Source organism: Bacillus sp. FSL K6-1218, assembly GCF_038006445.1.
Classification (GTDB): Bacteria; Bacillota; Bacilli; order Bacillales; family Bacillaceae_G; genus Bacillus_A; species Bacillus_A thuringiensis_S.
In genome coordinates this window covers 403,646-423,040 of sequence record NZ_JBBOVE010000001.1, presented here as the reverse complement: position 1 = coordinate 423,040, position 19,395 = coordinate 403,646, and the positions used below count along the sequence as shown (strand labels likewise).

Below are 19,395 nucleotides of genomic sequence, written 5' to 3'. Positions count from 1 at the left end.
CATTCCCCTTAGTATGTTAAAAATATTAATCAAACGTTTGTTTAACTGTGTTTATGCATATGTAAGCCGACTAATCAAACGTTTGTTTAAAAAGAAATACGCCTATATAAGGCGCATTTTCATCAATCACCACCGCCACCGCAGCTTCCTCCGCTATCTCCCCCAAAAGACCCTCCACAATCATGTGAGCCGCCATCATGCGAGCTATCATTATCAGATCCAGCAAAGAAAAATAATGGTGATGAGCTGTTAGATGAATTATGAATGTTATTTTGTTTTGTAAGATTTACCTTCTTTTTGTTCGATCGAACTGCTGTTACGATTATTCCAACTACAACAAATAATAGTATGACAATAATAAATTCCATATAAAAGCCTCCCTTATTCCTCAAATAATTGAATGGTTCTCTCTAGATTTTCAAGTGAAATGAAGCGCGATTCCCGAAGGATCTCTTTTCCATTATAAAATAATAAAATTGTCGGTCCTGTAAATACGGCATATCGCCCCGCAATCTCTTGCATGTCTTGTAGTAATATCTCTATTTTCTCTACGTAATCATAATTCTCTAATACGCAATTTACTTTTCTTAGCATAACATCACAAACACCACAATTTTCCGTTTTAATAAACAGAAGTACCAATTGTTGTTCTTCAATATATGTCGCTAATTCTTCTATCGTTTTAAATTTATGCATCTTATACCTCTTAACGCAATTTATGAAATACTCTATCTTGATACATACGAAAAGCTGAACTATCTTTAATCTTTCTCTTTTCCATTACTTGCTGAAAACGAAGCGTTTTTGCTGTTAACTCTTCTCGTAATTTCTTTCTCTCTTCTTCATCATAACAGCAAGCAATTAGATCCTCTATTTTTAATATATCTTTTTGTAGTTCCATTTCTGGTGGAATCATTCCCGCATTTTTTAAAATTTTATAACTCATTCTAAGTTCTGGAGGTACCATTGAAAGATCTTCTAATTGTAGTGGTTTTCCTTTTCCCGGAAGATAATCAAGATCACCATTCCGTATTGCTTGTCGAATTTTTTCTTCAGCAATGTTCAAAAACACATCCACACCATTCCCTCCTTTACATATTTTTACTATTATTTTACATGATATTTCCTTATCTTTCTACGTCTTTAATAATTGACTCCAGACAATTTTTTCTCAAATTTATTTATAATAAGCTTTTTCCTCCCATACCGATCTTTCGTTTTCATATATAGTTTGTATTCAAGCCTTTTTGTATTGAGAAAGTATGTTTCAACTTAATAAAGCGTTTACACTAAATCTTACATTTGTTACGATTTAATCACCCCCAGCTCCCTTGTATAGACTTCGTGATGTCTGATCATTTTATCTAGACGTTTCATACGTCTAGATTCATTTTGATTTATTGGCGTATGCCTTTAAATATATTTTTTATTTTGAAAGGAGAAATGGCTATGAGGTCTCAAAAATTCACACTGCTATTACTATCTCTACTACTTTTCTTACCTCTTTTTCTCACAAATTTTATTACTCCAAATCTCGCATTAGCAGATTCACCAAAGCAAAGTCAAAAAATTGTTGGGTACTTTCCTTCGTGGGGCGTTTACGGACGTAATTATCAAGTTGCTGACATTGATGCATCAAAACTTACTCACCTTAACTATGCTTTCGCGGATATTTGTTGGAATGGAAAACATGGAAACCCTTCTACTCATCCTGATAATCCAAATAAACAAACGTGGAACTGTAAAGAATCTGGTGTGCCATTGCAAAATAAAGAGGTTCCTAATGGTACTCTCGTACTCGGTGAACCATGGGCTGATGTTACCAAATCGTATCCTGGCTCAGGGACAACTTGGGAAGATTGCGATAAATATGCCCGTTGCGGAAATTTCGGAGAACTAAAACGATTAAAAGCTAAATATCCTCACTTAAAAACAATTATTTCCGTTGGTGGCTGGACTTGGTCTAACCGCTTTTCTGATATGGCCGCTGATGAAAAAACAAGAAAAGTATTTGCTGAATCTACAGTATCTTTTCTTCGTGCATATGGGTTTGATGGCGTGGATTTAGACTGGGAATATCCGGGCGTTGAAACGATTCCTGGTGGTAGTTATCGTCCTGAAGATAAACAAAATTTCACTCTCCTTCTTCAAGACGTCCGAAATGCTTTGAATAAAGCAGGTGCTGAAGATGGCAAACAATATTTACTAACAATCGCTTCAGGCGCAAGCCAACGCTACGCTGATCATACAGAGCTAAAGAAAATTTCTCAAATACTCGATTGGATTAATATTATGACATATGATTTCCACGGCGGATGGGAAGCTACTTCTAATCATAATGCAGCTCTATATAAGGATCCAAATGACCCAGCAGCAAATACGAATTTTTACGTAGATGGTGCTATAGACGTTTATACAAATGAAGGTGTTCCAGTGGATAAACTAGTATTAGGCGTACCTTTTTACGGACGTGGCTGGAAAAGTTGTGGAAAAGAAAATAACGGACAATATCAACCTTGCAAACCAGGTAGTGATGGGAAACTTGCTTCTAAAGGTACTTGGGATGATTATTCTACTGGTGACACAGGTGTATATGATTACGGTGATTTAGCAGCCAATTACGTTAATAAAAATGGTTTTGTACGCTACTGGAATGACACAGCTAAAGTACCTTATTTATATAATGCAACTACAGGCACATTTATTAGCTACGATGACAATGAATCTATGAAATATAAAACAGACTATATAAAGACGAAAGGTTTAAGTGGAGCAATGTTTTGGGAACTAAGCGGGGATTGCCGTACAAGTCCAAAATATAGTTGTAGTGGCCCAAAATTACTTGATACGCTAGTAAAAGAATTACTTGGTGGACCTATTATTCAAAAAGATACTGAGCCACCAACGAATGTTAAAAATATTGTAGTTACGAATAAAAATTCAAGCTCAGTTCAATTAAGCTGGACTGCATCCACTGATAACGTAGGCGTTACTGAATACGAAATTACTGCCGGAGAAGAAAAATGGAGTGCAACAACAAATAGTATTACAATTAAAAACTTAAAACCTAATACGGAATACACATTTTCAGTAATTGCCAAAGATGCTGCTGGAAATAAATCACAACCTAACGCTCTTACTGTCAAAACGGATGAAGCTAATACGACACCTCCTGATGGAAATGGCACTGCTACATTTTCAGTCACTTCGAATTGGGGCAGCGGTTATAACTTCTCGATTATAATCAAAAATAATGGAACGACTCCTATTAAAAATTGGAAATTAGAATTTGATTATAGCGGCAATTTAACACAAGTTTGGGATTCTAAAATTAGTAGTAAAACAAATAATCATTATGTAATTACGAACGCAGGATGGAATGGCGAAATTCCTCCTGGTGGATCTATTACAATTGGTGGTGCAGGAACGGGTAATCCTGCCGAACTTTTAAATGCCATCATTAGCGAAAACTAGACGTAATATCCATTAATTATTTCACTAAAGTTTGAATTTAGGTTCGAGCAATACCTCCTAAATTCAAACTTTTAATTTTATGAAAAATCAAAAACATCAAAATAACCTATTATAATTATATTTAGTTTCTAATATGGAGTTTATATGAAGTTCATTTGAATTTTACATGAATTTCCTTTAATTTCTATTGTCTTCCTATAATATCCACATTATCCTTTACATATAGGAATTATTTTCATTCCATTTTGAACTATCTATATATATAAAGAAAGATAGTCACCTGTTAGGGAAAGGCTTTCGTATTATTATAAATATAACAAAAGAAAAAGCACGCTTATAAGCGCACCATAAGAGTGCTTCTTCATACAATTCTCATGTAAGAGTTCTCGAAAATCATGTTAATCACAAAGAAAAGGCATTAGCTCATAAAAGCTAATGCCTTTTCTTTATTCATATTGTTCAGCATTCCAATCCTCTATATTCCACACTTTTGTTATCCACGATTCATAGAAAGAAGGTTCATGTGAGACAATTAAAACTGTTCCTTTGTATTGTTGTAACGCTTCCTGTAAAGCCATCTTAGTTTCTACATCCAAATGATTAGTCGGTTCGTCTAAAATTAAAACATTGCTTTTCGTTACGATAAGTTCACATAAACGTACTTTCGTTTGCTCTCCACCGCTTAATAAACGAATAGGTTTTAATACGTGTTCTTCTTTCAATCCGCACTTCGCTAATGCTTGGCGCACTTCTTTCTTTGTCATATCTGGTCGTTCTGTCCAAACTTTCTCTAACGGTGTTATTTCTGAAGCAAACTCTTCCTGTGCAAAATAAGCAGGATTTACTCGTTCCCCAACAAAAATTGAACCGCTTAGCGGCTTTATTTGACCTAATAACGTCTTTAACATTGTCGTTTTTCCAATACCATTATGACCAACAACAGCTATCTTTTCTCCTTTTTTCACTTGTAAATTCAAGTCTGGAAATAACGGCTCACTATAACCCACTCTTAGTTTCTCAGCCTGTAATATACGACTTACTGGTTCATTATAAACAGTAAAAGCAAAACGGGACCGAGGTACATTATTAACCTTTTCAACCCTTTGCATTTTCTCCAATACTTTCTCTCGACTTTTTGCCTGTTTTGCTTTTCGAATTTTATTTTTTTTGAATAAATGTTTCTAACTGAGCAATTTCTTTTTGTTGTTTCGCATACGCCGATTGTAATTGTTTCCTTTGCAATTGATAACTTTGTAAAAACTTTTCATAATCCCCTACATATCGCTTAACTTTTCGTTCTTCTAGATGGTAAATGACATTCGTAATATTGTTCAAAAATACTTCGTCATGCGAAATGATAATATAAGCTTTTTCATACAACTTCAAGTACGATTGCAACCATTCTATATGTGCTGTATCTAAATAGTTCGTTGGTTCATCTAGCAATAAAACATCAGCTTTTTCTAGAAGAAGCTTTCCTAGTAATAACTTTGTCCGCTGTCCTCCACTTAACTTTGAAACATCCTTTTCCAATCCTATTTCAAACAGCCCTAAACCAATTGCCACTTCTTCAATTTCTGTATGAATTTGATAGAAATTAGAGTTTTCCAATATAGTTTGTAACTCTCCATACCTTACTAACAATTTTTCTACTTCTACTGCTTCAGCCATCTCTTCTGCAATTTTTAACATTTCGTATTCAATCGCATATAAGTTAGAAAATGCACTTTGCAAGTATCCTTCAATTGTTATCCCTTCTTGTAAATCTATATGCTGCTGCAAAAATCCAACCTTTACATGTGGAAACCATTCAATGTTCCCATCATCATGTATAAGTTCTCCTGTTAAAATTCTTAGCAGTGTTGATTTTCCAATCCCATTTTTCCCTACTAACCCAACATGCTCCCCCTTTAATAATCGAAAGCATGCATTATATAAGATGGTTTTCTCACCATACGAATGACTTAAATTTTCTACTGTTAATATACTCATTTTTTTCTCTCCTTTACTTATCGTCCATAAGCTAAATAGAGAGACCAACAGTATGAAGCCTTATTTAATTATGCATATAAAAATGGGTAAGGTGAATACACCTTACCCATTACATATTATCGTAAAAAAGGATTAAGGTTCTTTACCTGCTGTCTTCAATTTAGCTTAATCTTAAAAAATGGGCAGACTTCTCCCCTATCAAGCTAAAACCATTTGAAGAACAGTTGATAAAGTCATTTTATCCTTTCACTCCTTTAACATTTGTTATATTAAGAGTATAAACTACTCTGTTATATTCTATTCTCTATTTTCCCTTTTGTTCCTTCTCCATCTTTTCATATTCTAAAAAAAGCCTCTTAACAGTAATTATACTAAAAACTGTTAAAAGGCTTTTTCTATTTTTTCATATAAGGAGCTAACACACTTAAAATCTCTTCTTTATCCTTTTTTAATTCGAGTGATGTTAACATATCCATCGTTCTCGGTCTAGGTAATTTCACTTGTACCTCGCCAACTATTGACGCTGGTCTTTGAGATAAAATAAATACGCGATCTGAAAGCAAGATTGCCTCATCTAAGTCATGTGTAACCATAACGATTGTTTGCTTCTCTTGATGCCAAGAGTTTAAAAGCCAGCTATGTACTTCCATTTTTGTAAATGCATCTAACTTTCCAAAAGGCTCATCAAGCAGCATAATTGGCTTTTCACATAAATATGTGCGCAGAAAACTAATTCTTTGACGCATACCACCAGACAATTCATCTGGATAATGGTCTGCATATTCATCTAGTTCGAACTGCTTTAATGCTTCCATTCCTTCTGTCAGCCTTTGTTTTTTCGGCTTTCCTTCAATTTCTAACGGAAGAACGATATTTTGCAAAGCTGATCGCCACGGTAGTAATAAATCTTGTTGTGGCATGTAACTAACAACGTCTTGCTCTTGTACTTGCTTATCTTTATACGTTACGTTCCCGCTTGTTGGTTTTTCAACATTTGCAATCATGTTTAATAATGTGCTTTTCCCGCAACCACTCGGTCCTACAAAGGAAACAAACTCTCCCTCTTGTATAGAGGCACTAATATTCTCTAATACATTCTTTCCGTCGAAAGATTTCACTATATTTTTTATTTGTAATCCGCTCATTTTTCACTTGGAAGGAATTCATTTGTAAAAGCATCTTTTACATCGATTTTCTTTTTAATAACTTTGTTGTCATATAAGAAATTCATGTAATTCGTCCAAATTTCTTCCTTCTGTACTCCCCATGCTTTCGCATCATCTTGATACTTCGTACTTAACCATTTCTGGCTTTCTTGAACTAAATCTTTATTTACATCTGGAACAGCTTTAATTAGAATATCAGCAGCTTCTTTCGGTTCCTTAATTGCAAAATTATAACCTTCTGTTGTTGCACTCATAAACTTTTTCACAAAGTCTTTATCTTGCTTCGTATGTTTTTCACTCGTAATAATAACAGGACTATAGAAATCAAGCGCTGGATCTAAGTCCTTCACCATAATCGTATTTAACTCTTTTCCTTGGCGCTTCGCTTCAATACCATCCCAACCGTAATAAATCCATTCGAAATCTGCATCACGGCCGATTGATTTAAAGAAATCTGTTTGTCCTAAGATGATTTTTTCAACTTTATTAAAATCAGCTTGATGCTTATCCATAATCGTCTTTAATGTCGCTTCTTCCGCTGGTCCTCCCCAGCCGCCATAACGTTTACCTTCAAAATCTTTCGGTGACGTCATATTATCTTTCTTAAGCGATGCAAACGCTGAAGTGTTATGCTGAATAATCGCTCCTACAGATACAACAGGAATTCCTTCCACACGAGCTAATGTTACATTTTCTTGTGCGCTTATTGCGAAGTCTGCTTTTCCTGATGCTATCATTTGCTCTGCTGTTACATTGTCACCTGGTTGAATAATTTCTACATCTAATCCTTGCTTTTTGTAATAATCTTTCGTTTGCGCTACATACAAGCCAGTATGATTCGTATTTGGAAACCAATCTAATACTACTTTTACTTTTTGATCTTTACTTGCACTTTCTTCTTTCTTCGCCGGATTACATCCAGCCACACCTACCGCTACTAAGGCAGCTAACATAACTTTCAAACCTTTTTTCATTTTCTGCCGTCCTTTCTATATATCCATGGTGCTGTTATTCTTGCCATAAACTCTACGATAAAATACAGGCATAATGTCACTATAACGATGATTGCTGCAACACCAAATACTCGGGCAGTCAAAAAGGATTTTGTAGCCCTCGTAAGCATAACGCCTAATCCTTCACTTGCACCGAGCCATTCTCCGATAATTGCCCCCATTACGCTATATGTAACTGCAATTTTTAAACCGGAGAAAAAGTATGGAAGCACTGCTGGAAATTTTACTTTCTGGTAAACTTGCCATTTTGTCGCCTTCATTGTTTGTAACAGTTTCAGCATGTTTTTATCTACTGTTTGAAAACCTTCTAAAATACTAAGCGCAATTGGGAAGAAACAAACGAGTATTACGACCATTACTTTCGGCAACATCCCATATCCAAACCAAATAATAAATAGCGGTGCAAGTACAACAATTGGAATTGTTTGCGAAATAACGAGCAATGGATTTATTAGAATACGAAATAACGGTATAACGTCCATAATAATTGCGATGCTCGTCCCCAATAAAATCGCAAAGAATAGTCCAATTATAACTTCCTGCAGTGTTTGCATTGTATTTGGTAATAGTAAATCTTTCATCCCAATTAATTCTTGAACAATGGCAGAAGGCTTTGGTAAAATCCACGGTTCGATTTTAAATAATGAAACAGATCCTTCCCATATCGCAATGAGAAGGATAAGCCAAATAGTTGTAATAAGTTTAGATTGCTTCTGGTTTTGCATATTCATCACGGTACTTCCAAACCTTTTCATCTATCGTTACACCAGTGCTTGGACGATAATGGATTTTAATAGAAGTAATCACTTCTTCTGCTCCAGCATCGACGCAAGCTTGTTGCGCACGTTTAACGACATCAAGAAGTACATCTAATTCTCCTTCCAAAGTTGTTTCCATTGCCCCTACTTCATAACGAACTCCCGATTGTTGCACAACTTCAATTGCTTTATCGACAACAGAATATACATCTTTCGTTTTCGCTTGTGGTACTACTGAAAATGACATTGTAACTTGTTGTGACATAATAAAATCCCCCTTATAAAATTAAATTTCAAAAATAAGAAAAGGCTTTCCTACTGCGTAGGAAAGCCTTGTATGCAAGTTATTATAGAATAACATATGCTACATCACTTTAAGTAACTCCCTACGCTGGCATTATCCAGATCAGGTTGAGGGTCGATGTTTACTTACATCCTCTCAGCCAATTGGCTCCCCGGTCCTTAATTCGTTTTCATTGTAGCATGATTTATTTTATTGAACAAACAAAAGCATGCATAATCATTTTATTATTTTTGGAAAATAACCAACTTTTTCACCATGAGCTAATAACTGCTGAATAAATTCTTTATTAATTGTTGGTACTATCAATTCTTTTTTCTTAATCCATTCATTCGTTCTACGCGTACCCATTACAATTTCAGATTGCTGCGCTCCATCTCCTGCAACTTGAGAAGCAATTAACTCTGCTATTACTTCATTTCCCTTTGCTAATTCAAGTCCGGCATTTTCATATTCTGAAAGTGGAACCATTTCAAGATTGTATCCACACACTCCAATTAGCTGTATAAATTGTTCAAACTCAATTTGATGTGGATGACAGATGTGCAATGTTTCTCCATCTATTTGTGAATCTTGTACATACGTTACAATTGATTTACTAGCAAAATCAATTGGTGTGAAATCAACTTTCCACTTCACATTTGGTGCTTTTCCAATTAATAGCATTGTTTTAATAAGACGATAAAATGCGTTTCCTTCAATATTTTGTTGGAACGAACCTGTTTCTGAATGACATGCTAAATTACCTGCACGATAAATATTTCCGTGCAAACCATTTTTCATTGCTTCACGAACAATGTTTTCCGCTTGTAGTTTACTATTTGAATATACATTCTCTAAGTCTACACTGTAATTAAAATCACCAGTTTTCATGTATGTATCCCATTGATCTACTGCTAATTCTAACGGGATACCAATTGTAGAAATAAAATGGAATGTAGCATCTTTTTCCGCTAATGCTAGCATACGGCTAGTTCCTTGTACATTTATATTTTCAAATTGTTTTACATCTCCAAAATGTCTTACATCTGCACCGCAATGAATTATCGTATCCATCTTAGAACTGATGAACATAAATTCTTCTTCGCTCATCCCAAGATACTCTTCTCCCAGATCGCCAGCTACGGCCTGTATACGCTGTAACCATTCTTCACATATATCATTAAAGTAGCCTGTTAATGTATCTATAATTCTTTGCTGCACATCTTTGGTTGGTCTTACTAAACAATAAATAGTAGCAGATGTATCTCTCAGCAATTCATATAATATGTGTGATCCTAAATAACCAGTAGCTCCTGTTAAAAAAATATTTGAAATCTGGGTTTCTTCCAAAGCATTTGCATACGTAATAGTATCTGGTTCGTGAATCACTTTATATTCACGAAATACTTCTTCTTTCTCTACTTTTACTTCTCGCTCAATTCGAGCTAATCCATATATCGTTCTTTCTTTAAAGAAATCTTGAATGGTTAAATGTGAGAAATCTTCTTTTAACAATGTTAGGACTCGTAATACTTTTAATGAATGTCCACCAATTGTAAAGAAATCATCATGCACTCCAACTTTTGAAATTCCTAATACTTCCGCCCAAGCGTTCGCTATTTGTTTTTCTGCTTTATTAGAAGGTGCAACATATTCTTGTAGACGAACCGGTTCATACTTTTCTTCTAACTGAGCTAACTTCTTAACATCAATCTTTTTATTAGGTGTAAGTGGTAATTCATTAATATAAATTAGTTTAGATGGCACCATATAATCTGGTAATTGCTCTTGTAACTGATAAACTAATTCTGGTATTTCTTTTTTATTTAAAGTTGTATAGAACGCGATTAAATATTGGCTACCTTCCTTACTCTTCTTAGCAAAAACAGCATTTTCTTTTATATTATGATTTTGAGAAATTTTACTTTGGATTTCTCCTAGTTCAATACGATGTCCTCTAATTTTTACTTGATCATCTTTCCGATGTAAAAACTCTATATTTCCATCCTCTAGCAACTTAACGATATCACCCGTTTTATATATATTAACTATAGGATTAAAAGGGTTCGGAATAAAAGCTTCAATTGTTTTATTAGGCTTATTAAAATACCCTTTTGCTAATCCTACTGAATCTATATATAATTCACCAGGTACACCTATTGGACAAAGATTCATATTCTCATCCAAAATCATAACTTGATAATTAGAACATGGTTTACCAATGGGAATACTCGCAACATCCTCATTTAACTGACTAGGTATTTTATAAGTTGTCGTCACTACTGTACATTCTGTCGGTCCGTATACATTATGAATTTCAACATTTGTACCTATTCTTTCTCTCCACAATTTAATAACCTCTACAGGCAACATTTCACCGCCAATCGCAATTCTTTTTAGGGAAGCTAGCTTATATATATCTTCTTCTGCTAAATAAGTTGCTACTTGTCGAACAAAAATTGTTGCTAATGCCAAGATCGAAGTTGCTTTCACTTTATAGATTGCATGTGCAAATGCTTCTACAGACAATCGCTCTTCCTCTAATAATACATACAAGTTTCCTCCGCAGAATAAAGAAGCAAATGACTCCCATACAGAAGCATCGAAACTAAAGGAAGGAAATTGGGCAAATACATCCTCTTCTGTCAATTCATATTGCTTTTGCATCCAAGTGTACAGATTAACAACGCCTCTATGTGCTAACATCGTTCCCTTTGGATTCCCTGTTGAACCAGATGTATAAATCATATAAGCTACATCATCACAATGAATAGACAACTTTACATCTATATCTTCACAAGTTTCACTATCATACATTGAAACTGTTTGAACCCCATCACATGTTATAGGCGTCTCTTTCATCAATATAACTTTCGCTTGGCTATCTTGAATAATGTACTGTATTCTACTTTCCGGATAATCTGGATCAATCGGAACATACGCTGCACCAGCTTTTAATATAGCTACCATACTTACTACTGTGTCTATGCTACGTTTCATAAATATTCCAACATAGTCTCCTAATTGGACGCCGTTTTTAATTAACATATGAGCTATTTGATTACTTTTTTTATTTAGCTCCTCATAAGTTAAAGTACCTTCCCTTGAAGATAAAGCTATACGATTTGGAAATTGAGTAACAGTATTATAGAACATATCGACGATACTTTTCTCAGGATATACTGCTGTCGTATCATTCACTTGACTATAAAGTGCCATCTCGGCCTCTGTAATAACATTAAAATTATTTATATATTTATTCGTATTTTGTGATGTATCGATTAAAACACCTTGTATTTGTTGTACATAACGAGTAATCGTTGTCTCTTTCCAATTAACACTATTAAATATTATTTCTACGCTTTGCATATTTTTACTAAATACAAATTGTAATGTATTCGTGTCTTGTAGCTCATAATATGTTTCACCAATAATAATAGGTGACATTTCATATAATGTATTACCGTTTTGAAACTCTTCTATTTCTTCCTCATTCATTTCTTTAATTTGTTCCAGTTGCTCTTCAATCTGTAAATTCAAACTTTCATAGGAGAGAAAATTAGAAATTTCAATAGTAATCGGAAATAAACTTCCTCTTACATGATAAAGCACGACAATATGTTTTTCTTTAGAAATATGATATAACCACGTTGCAGTCGCTCCTATTAAATCTACAATGTGAGTCAAATTTGGAAATAGTTCAGTTTTTCTTTTTACCCCAAATTCTGTTCCTTGCACATCTTTAGGTATTTTAATACTTCCTTCTACTTTTCCTAAAAATTCTTTTACCATCTCATTATAAGAAATTGCTAATTTCATATTTATGTAAATTCCTCTCTCAAATATAATAAAGGTGTGAAAATTCACACCTTTTTCATCCCTTATTAACGGGCAAATTAGTTCAATTCATAATCAAAGGGGGGGATCCCCCTTTGATTATAATTGATCTTTCTTCTTATTCACTTTTAAACTCACCAATTAGCTCTTGTAATTCCTGAGAAAGCCAACTTAAAGAAGTCGCTAATTCTGCAATATCTTGTACTGATATTTCTTGCTCTTTCATGCTTTCTTCAACATTACTACTGCTGCTGGCATAAGTATTTGCAATATGTGATAATTCATTTACGACTTGAACAATATTCTGGCTATTTTGTAAAATGTCACTCGAATTACCAGAGACAGCTTTTACTTGATCTGTAACAGATTGCGCTGATTTTGAAATTTTTTCAAAGAAATCTCCACTACTTTGAACAAGTGAAATTCCAGTTTCTACTTCTTTTGAACCTTTTTGCATTGAAACTACAGCATCTTCTGTCTCAGCTTGTGTTTCACCAATTAATTTCGCTATATCTTTTGCAGACGCTTCAGTTTGTTCTGCTAATTTTCGTACTTCATCAGCAACAACTGCAAACCCTCTTCCAGCTGCTCCAGCACGTGAAGCCTCAATAGAAGCATTTAAAGCTAATAAATTTGTTTGATTTGAAATACCTGTAATTACAGTTACGATATCACTAATTTCTTTTGACCTTGTTTCTAACGAATAAATGATGGAAGATAAATCCTGTACTGCATTTTGGATTAAACTCATTTGATTAATAATTTGTCCAATCACTTCATTACCTTCAATTGAATGTTGCTCCATACCTTCAGAAGCAACCGCAACTTGTTTTGCAGCCCCAGTTATCTCTTCTACCTTATCTTCCATTCCATGTACAATTCCTAAACATTGTTGTACTGAAGTTTTTTGAGACTGTGCCCCTACTCTTAAACCTTCAATAGAACTTGCAATCTCTTGAACTGCCATACTGTTTTCCTCTGTACTCGCCGACAATTCTTGTGAAGAAGAAGAAACTTGCTCAGCAGTTTGCCTTACTTTATCTATAATCCCTTTAAATTTTTCAATCGTGTTATTGAAATAAACATTAATAATTCCAATATCATCTGGTCTTTCTTTTAATTTAATACTTAAATCACCTTCACCAATTTTACGTAATCCTTCTCGTAAATCTTTTAATGGAGCTAGCGAGTGACGCACGATAAAGAATTGAGTAATAGTCGCAATTGCTAATGAAATAATGATAAAGAGTAAGCCCTGTATCATAAACTTCTCTTTTGTAATAGGAACAATGGAAGCATCTAAGTCAGCCGCAATAATTGCAACAATATTGTTTTCTCCATCTGTAATTGGTTCTAATATTGTCACCCACGAACCTATTTCATCTTCATATACTTCTGTCATTTGGGCCTTTTTCGTATCAATGACCTTATCGTATGCCTTCATCCAATGAGCGGGTTGTTCATAATAATCTCCCGGCTTTATAGGGAATGCATTTGTTAACTCTGTAGTCAAACCAACGAGTTGTAATTCTCGCTTTTCATTCGGCTTTGCTCCTGTAACATACGTTTGTCCAACACTTTTCAATTCTTTTGACACTTCATCTAATTTCTCTGTTAACTTTTCTTTTTTCACTTTTTCGGCTGTAGGATCTTTCGCCATGTCTCTAACTAATTCTACATCCAATTTTTTCAACACTATTTCTCCTGTTTCAATAGACTGTCTTTCAAATAAAGACATCATACTATTTTGAAACATGTTGAAACTTAACGCGCCCATACTTCCAACAAGTGTCAAAATAACTAATACGGTTAATAAGACGTTCTTTTGAAGGAACGATAACTTATGCCAATATTTTTTCATTAATATCCACCTTCCTTAATGATTCTAAACAAAAAAACAAAATATATGAATATTTTGTTTAAAGATGTTTCTCAATATGTTCGAGAATAAAAAAAAGCCAATGTAAACGCATTGGCCAAGACCAACCCTATCCGTCCGGTAACTGGCTAGCATAGCCTTTCGACCTTAGCTCCTGTAGTTTTGCGTCCTCATGTTTCCATCAGTTTGCCTTTCTCGCTGAACGAGTTGAACGATATGGGAGTTCTATGAGAATCATATATTCTCTATCAAAGGTTACAACATATAAATCAAAATGTCTACTTATTTAGAGATATAAATACAAATTTTTAACGAATTGCTTTTTCGAAATAATTTCAAAAAGTACGTGAATGTTACTTTTTTTGTGTTATATAATAAAAAATGTATAAATAACAAGGATTTCTTCGGGTATTTATTTAATTTTCATTCAAATTAAACTATTCGAATATATCTTAACTAATGAATTTCGGAGGTAGTTTATCATGTTTTGGCTACAATTTCTTACCTTGTTACTCTGTATTTTTATTGGTGCACGCCTAGGCGGAGTTGGTTTAGGAGTAATGGGTGGAGTTGGTATGGCAATACTCGTTTTTGTCTTCCACTTACAACCGACCGCGCCTCCTATCGATGTAATGCTTATGATTTTGGCAGTAATTACAGCCGCTGGTGCTTTGCAAGCTGCTGGAGGAATGGACTATCTTGTTCACCTAGCTGAAAAAGCATTACGAAAAAATCCAAAGCGTATTACTTTTTTTGCTCCAATTGTTACTTATTTATTCACACTATGTGCAGGTACTGGTCACGTTGCCTATTCTGTACTTCCTGTTATTGCAGAAGTCTCTCGTGAATCAGGGATTAGACCGGAACGCCCAATGTCGATTGCCGTAATCGCTTCTCAACAAGCAATTACAGCTAGTCCAATTTCAGCTGCCACAGTTGCTCTTTTAGCAATGTTAGCTGACTATAAAATCACTTTATTAGATATTTTAAAAGTGAGTATTCCTTCTACTTTCATTGCTTGTATGTTAGCAGCATTCGTTGCTAGTAAGATGGGAAAAGAATTAAATGAAGACCCTGAATACTTAAAACGATTAAACGAAGGAATGATTCCTAAGCTTGAAGAGAAAAAAGAATTTGTAGGTGTAAAGGGCGCAAAATTATCAGTTATCCTTTTCCTTGTAGGAACCTTCCTTGTTGTACTTCTTGGTTCATTTGAAGCACTTCGTCCAGGATGGATAGTTGATGGGAAGTTAGCTCGTCTTTCCATGCCGAACACAATTGAGATGGTTATGTTAACTATCGCGGCTCTTATTATTATTTTCTGTAAACCAAATGTAGAAAGCATTGTGTCTGGTAACGTCTTTAAAGCAGGTACAACAGCAGTTGTTGCTATTTTCGGTATCGCTTGGATGGGAGATACTTTCTTTAATGGAAACTTAAATATGATTCAAGGATCTATTCAGCATTTAGTAACAAGTGCACCTTGGCTATTTGCCATCGCACTATTCATTCTATCTATTTTACTGTACAGCCAAGCAGCAACAGTACGTGCCTTAATGCCACTTGGACTATCCCTTGGTATTCCACCAGCACTACTGATTGCAATGTTCCCTGCAGTAAACGGATATTTCTTCATTCCAAACTATGGAACAATCGTTGCTGCCATTAACTTTGACCGTACCGGTACAACAGGTATTGGTAAATACGTATTAAATCATAGCTTTATGATTCCAGGCTTAATTGCAACATTTACTTCTATCGGAATTGGAATGCTCTTAATTTCAATTATGTTTTAAAGAAAAAGCACAAACCTTTATTTAAAAAGGTTTGTGCTTTTTTACAGGCTGTGGAGAAAGTCTGTTTTTGTGTCTGAACCTCTTTTTATGTGTCAACACTGATAAAAAGAGGTAAAGGAGAGATTTTTTATGATGGGTGCTTTAAAAAATCATCGTGATGAACGTGTATCTGTTTCTGTAGAAGAGTTGGTTCCACAAGATCATTTCCTTCGTGCGATCGAAGCGACAATTAGTTTTGATTTTATTGAAGAGAAGTTACGCCCTTATTACTGTGAAAACAATGGACGTCCGTCAATCCATCCTATCGTTTTATTTAAAATGATGTTTATTGGATATTTTTACGGTATTCGTTCGGAGCGTCAATTGGAAAAAGAGATTAAAACGAATATCGCCTACCGTTGGTTTTTAGGGTTTTCTCTATCAGATACTATTCCGGATCATTCTACAATCAGTTGGAATCGTCGTACTCGCTTTATTCATACAAATATTTTCGAAGAAATTTTTGATGAGATCGTGAGGCAAGCGACAGAGCACCGGATGGTGGGAGGACGTGCGCTGATGACAGATTCTACGCACATTAAGGCCAATGCTAATAAAAATAAGTTTGTACATAAATATAAAAAAGAAAAGGCAAAGTTTTATATAGATGAATTAGAAGCTGCGGTAATTGAAGATCGTGAGGTACACGAAAAAAAGAATTAAAACCCAGAAAGGAAAGTGATACTCCCACTAAAAAAACTCGTATAAGTACTACGGATCCAGATAGTGGATTTTTAATGAGAGATGGAAAACCGAACGGTTTTCATTTCTTAGACCATCGTACGACTGATGCGAAGTACAATATTATTACAGATACTTATGTAACGGCTGGAAATATGGCAGATTCCGAGCCATATTTAGCGCGTCTACAAGCTCAAATTGATAAATTCGGATTTAAAGTGGAAGCTGTAGCTCTTGATGCAGGCTATTTTACAGGGTATATCTGTAAGAAATTATCGGAGAGAAATATATTTATGGTGATGGGGTATCGCCGATTTGGAAAACGAAATAAAGAAGTACCAAAAAGCCAATTTAAATATGTAGAAGAAATGAATGCATTTGCTTGTCCGATGGGGTGTATTTTAGAGTATGCGACAACGGATCGTGAAGGATATCGTCACTATAAATCCAACCCAGAAGACTGCGCTGTTTGTCCGCTACGTGAGGTATGTTTTTCAAAGAAACAAAAACAAAAAGTTATCACTCATCATATATGGGAGAAATATAAGGATATCGCTAGAAAAAACAAACTAACAGTTACAGGGAAAAAGTTGTACAAAGTACGCTGTTCAACTATAGAGCGAAGCTTTGCGGATGCCAAAGAACTACATGGCTATCGATATGCTCGATTTCGGGGGCTGAAGTCTGTCCAAATGCAGGCTTATCTCACCGCAACTTGTCAAAACATGAAAAAAATAGCCCTCCATCTGACCAAAAAAGGTCTGGTGGAGGGCTATTTTTTTGAAACTCTATTATTTTATGTTGTTTTTATTCGCTAAAATCAAAATGATTCCAGAGTGTGGGGAACCCTAAAGGGTTTCCCAACACTCTGAGAAAAAGCACAAACCTTTATTTAAAAAGGTTTGTGCTTTTTTAATCAAACGTTTGTTTAAATTTTTTGGGCAGTCTACTTCTCGATGTAGCACTTAAAATACTACATGTCCTTTTCTACAAACTTCTCTTTACTTCTTCAGCTAATTTTCTCGTACTTTCATATGCAGATTCAGCTAAACTAATTGCTGAAACAACTGAAATACCATCCGCACCCGCTTCTATAACTGCCGCTGTATTTTCAATTGTAATCCCACCAATACCAACGATTGGCACTGTAATTCCTTGTTCTCTAAAATAAGCTAATCCTTTCGTTCCTTGAACCGCTTTCGTATCTTTTTTCGTACTCGTTGGGAAAATAGGTCCAACGCCTAAATAATCTGCTCCGTTTTCGATTGCAAAGCGTGCTTCTTCAATTGTATGAGCAGATACGCCGATAATTTTATCTCCCATTTTTTCACGAACAGATGTAATTCCTTCATCATCTTGTCCTACATGAACACCATCTGCATCTAATTCAATGGCTAATTCTACATCATCATTTACAATGAAAGGAACACTATATTCCTTACAAAGCGTCTGCAATTCTTTTGCAAAGCGCACTCTATCTTCTCCGATTAAAGAACCTTCCCCCTTCTCGCGAAACTGAAAAATTGTCACTCCACCATCTAACGCTTCTTTCAATACAGCTAGAGGATCCCTCGTGCAGTTATTACTTCCCATAATAAAATACACTTGTAATAACTTAGACATCTTCTTTGTTTCAATGCGCATCATGTGTTTCATCCCCCTTACTCTAACTCCTCAATCTTTCCATACTTCTCAATATCACCAGCAGTAGTATTCGCTAACTGATTTAAAAATTCAATTTGGAAACTACCAGGTCCCTTTTCCACGGTCTTAGCAGCTGCCAGTTCCGAAGCTACACCATAAAACGTTAATGCTGCTACTGCTGCTTTTACATAATCTTTTTCCACTGCTACAAATGCTCCTATTACAGACGTTAGTAAACAACCTGTTCCCGTAACTTTCGTTAAAATAGGGTGACCGTTTCGAATAAGAACAGTTCTCTCTCCATCTGTAACAACATCTTCTTTTCCAGTAATAACCGCAACTGTATTTAATTCGTCTGCTGCCTGCCTTGCAATACCTACAACATTGCCATTTCCAGTACCAGCGTCTACCCCTTTAATTTCCCATTTCTCATTAATAACGTTTGCTATTTCAGCCGCATTGCCGCGGATAATTGCTAAATCTATTTCAGCCGGAATATGTCTCGCAACTTCTGTTCGATACGAAGTTGCTCCTGCACCAACTGGATCAAATAGTACTGGCACATTGTTCACATTTGCTGATTTACCAGCAAGTAACATCGCTTCTACTTCCTCAGGACGAAGTGTTCCCATATTTAATACTAACGCTCCAGCAATGCTCGCCATTTCTGCTACTTCTTCTTTTGCATACGCCATTACAGGCGATGCCCCAAGTGCCAACAAACCGTTAGCAGTAAAATTTGTTACAACAACATTTGTAATATTATGAACGAGTGGATTAGATTCTCTCACCAAATCCACTACTTTACTAATTTCTTTCATATTCATCCTTTT

At 35.1% G+C, this 19,395-nt stretch carries 14 protein-coding genes, 1 pseudogene and 2 riboswitches; of the genes and pseudogenes, 3 read left to right on the top strand and 12 right to left on the bottom strand.

Annotated features, from left to right (window positions below; genetic code table 11):
* Positions 1-122: 122 nt before the first annotated feature.
* Genes MHI26_RS02180 through MHI26_RS02170 form a run of 3 tightly spaced genes read right to left on the bottom strand, consistent with a single transcriptional unit; the run spans position 123 to position 1,078 of the window.
* Positions 123-368 (bottom strand): hypothetical protein, encoded by a 246-nt coding sequence (locus tag MHI26_RS02180; protein WP_000394364.1) that lies wholly within the window; start codon positions 366-368, stop codon positions 123-125.
* Between the two features lie 13 nt (positions 369-381).
* Positions 382-696: a thioredoxin family protein gene (locus tag MHI26_RS02175; protein WP_061666204.1), complete on the bottom strand. Its 315-nt coding sequence runs from the start codon at positions 694-696 to the stop codon at positions 382-384.
* A 10-nt stretch (positions 697-706) separates the two neighbouring features.
* A complete protein-coding gene (locus MHI26_RS02170) occupies positions 707-1,078 on the bottom strand; it encodes a DnaJ family domain-containing protein (RefSeq protein WP_061666203.1) in 372 nt (123 codons plus the stop codon).
* A 371-nt stretch (positions 1,079-1,449) separates the two neighbouring features.
* On the opposite strand from MHI26_RS02170, the gene MHI26_RS02165 reads away from it, so the two are divergent.
* Positions 1,450-3,474 (top strand): glycosyl hydrolase family 18 protein, encoded by a 2,025-nt coding sequence (locus MHI26_RS02165; protein ID WP_001257490.1) that lies wholly within the window; start codon positions 1,450-1,452, stop codon positions 3,472-3,474.
* Positions 3,475-3,920: 446 nt separating this feature from the next.
* Here the strand turns inward: MHI26_RS02165 and MHI26_RS02160 are convergent.
* The 7 genes and pseudogenes from MHI26_RS02160 to MHI26_RS02130 all read right to left on the bottom strand — a co-directional run bounded on the left by MHI26_RS02160 (position 3,921) and on the right by MHI26_RS02130 (position 14,384).
* Positions 3,921-5,466: pseudogene (locus MHI26_RS02160) on the bottom strand (ABC-F family ATP-binding cassette domain-containing protein).
* Positions 5,467-5,861: 395 nt separating this feature from the next.
* Positions 5,862-6,611, bottom strand: a complete 750-nt coding sequence (locus MHI26_RS02155; RefSeq protein WP_000016083.1) for an ABC transporter ATP-binding protein — start codon at positions 6,609-6,611, stop codon at positions 5,862-5,864.
* Positions 6,608-7,606 (bottom strand): ABC transporter substrate-binding protein, encoded by a 999-nt coding sequence (locus tag MHI26_RS02150; RefSeq protein WP_000715573.1) that lies wholly within the window; start codon positions 7,604-7,606, stop codon positions 6,608-6,610. The genes MHI26_RS02155 and MHI26_RS02150 overlap by 4 nt, the downstream gene beginning before the upstream one ends.
* The gene (locus MHI26_RS02145; protein WP_001057164.1) at positions 7,603-8,376 is read right to left on the bottom strand and encodes an ABC transporter permease; all 774 of its coding nucleotides are present in this window, start codon (positions 8,374-8,376) and stop codon (positions 7,603-7,605) included. Before MHI26_RS02145 ends, MHI26_RS02150 begins: the two co-directional genes overlap by 4 nt.
* The gene (locus tag MHI26_RS02140) at positions 8,348-8,668 is read right to left on the bottom strand and encodes an MTH1187 family thiamine-binding protein (protein ID WP_000082906.1); all 321 of its coding nucleotides are present in this window, start codon (positions 8,666-8,668) and stop codon (positions 8,348-8,350) included. The genes MHI26_RS02145 and MHI26_RS02140 overlap by 29 nt, the downstream gene beginning before the upstream one ends.
* A 101-nt stretch (positions 8,669-8,769) precedes the next feature.
* A riboswitch (TPP riboswitch) is annotated at positions 8,770-8,871 on the bottom strand.
* A 52-nt stretch (positions 8,872-8,923) separates the two neighbouring features.
* Positions 8,924-12,505: a non-ribosomal peptide synthetase family protein gene (locus MHI26_RS02135; protein WP_061666202.1), complete on the bottom strand. Its 3,582-nt coding sequence runs from the start codon at positions 12,503-12,505 to the stop codon at positions 8,924-8,926.
* 136 nt (positions 12,506-12,641) lie between these two features.
* Entirely contained in the window at positions 12,642-14,384 is a 1,743-nt protein-coding gene (locus MHI26_RS02130; RefSeq protein ID WP_000761082.1) for a methyl-accepting chemotaxis protein, read from the bottom strand.
* A gap of 134 nt (positions 14,385-14,518) precedes the next feature.
* A riboswitch (cyclic di-GMP riboswitch) is annotated at positions 14,519-14,603 on the bottom strand.
* A gap of 281 nt (positions 14,604-14,884) precedes the next feature.
* Between MHI26_RS02130 and MHI26_RS02125 the strand changes: the two genes are divergently transcribed.
* Positions 14,885-16,198: an anaerobic C4-dicarboxylate transporter family protein gene (locus MHI26_RS02125; protein WP_061666201.1), complete on the top strand. Its 1,314-nt coding sequence runs from the start codon at positions 14,885-14,887 to the stop codon at positions 16,196-16,198.
* A 129-nt stretch (positions 16,199-16,327) separates the two neighbouring features.
* Positions 16,328-17,736 (top strand): IS1182-like element ISBth7 family transposase gene (locus MHI26_RS02120; RefSeq protein WP_097821175.1). Its coding sequence is split into 2 segments (ribosomal slippage): positions 16,328-16,886 and positions 16,886-17,736, totalling 1,410 coding nucleotides; the frame shifts between segments, so codons are not numbered across the junction.
* A gap of 169 nt (positions 17,737-17,905) precedes the next feature.
* On the opposite strand, the gene thiE is transcribed toward MHI26_RS02120, so the two are convergent.
* Positions 17,906-18,565: a thiamine phosphate synthase gene (thiE, locus tag MHI26_RS02115; protein ID WP_061666200.1), complete on the bottom strand. Its 660-nt coding sequence runs from the start codon at positions 18,563-18,565 to the stop codon at positions 17,906-17,908.
* 14 nt (positions 18,566-18,579) lie between these two features.
* Positions 18,580-19,389 (bottom strand): hydroxyethylthiazole kinase, encoded by an 810-nt coding sequence (thiM, locus tag MHI26_RS02110; protein ID WP_061666199.1) that lies wholly within the window; start codon positions 19,387-19,389, stop codon positions 18,580-18,582.
* Between the last annotated feature and the right edge of the window lie 6 nt (positions 19,390-19,395).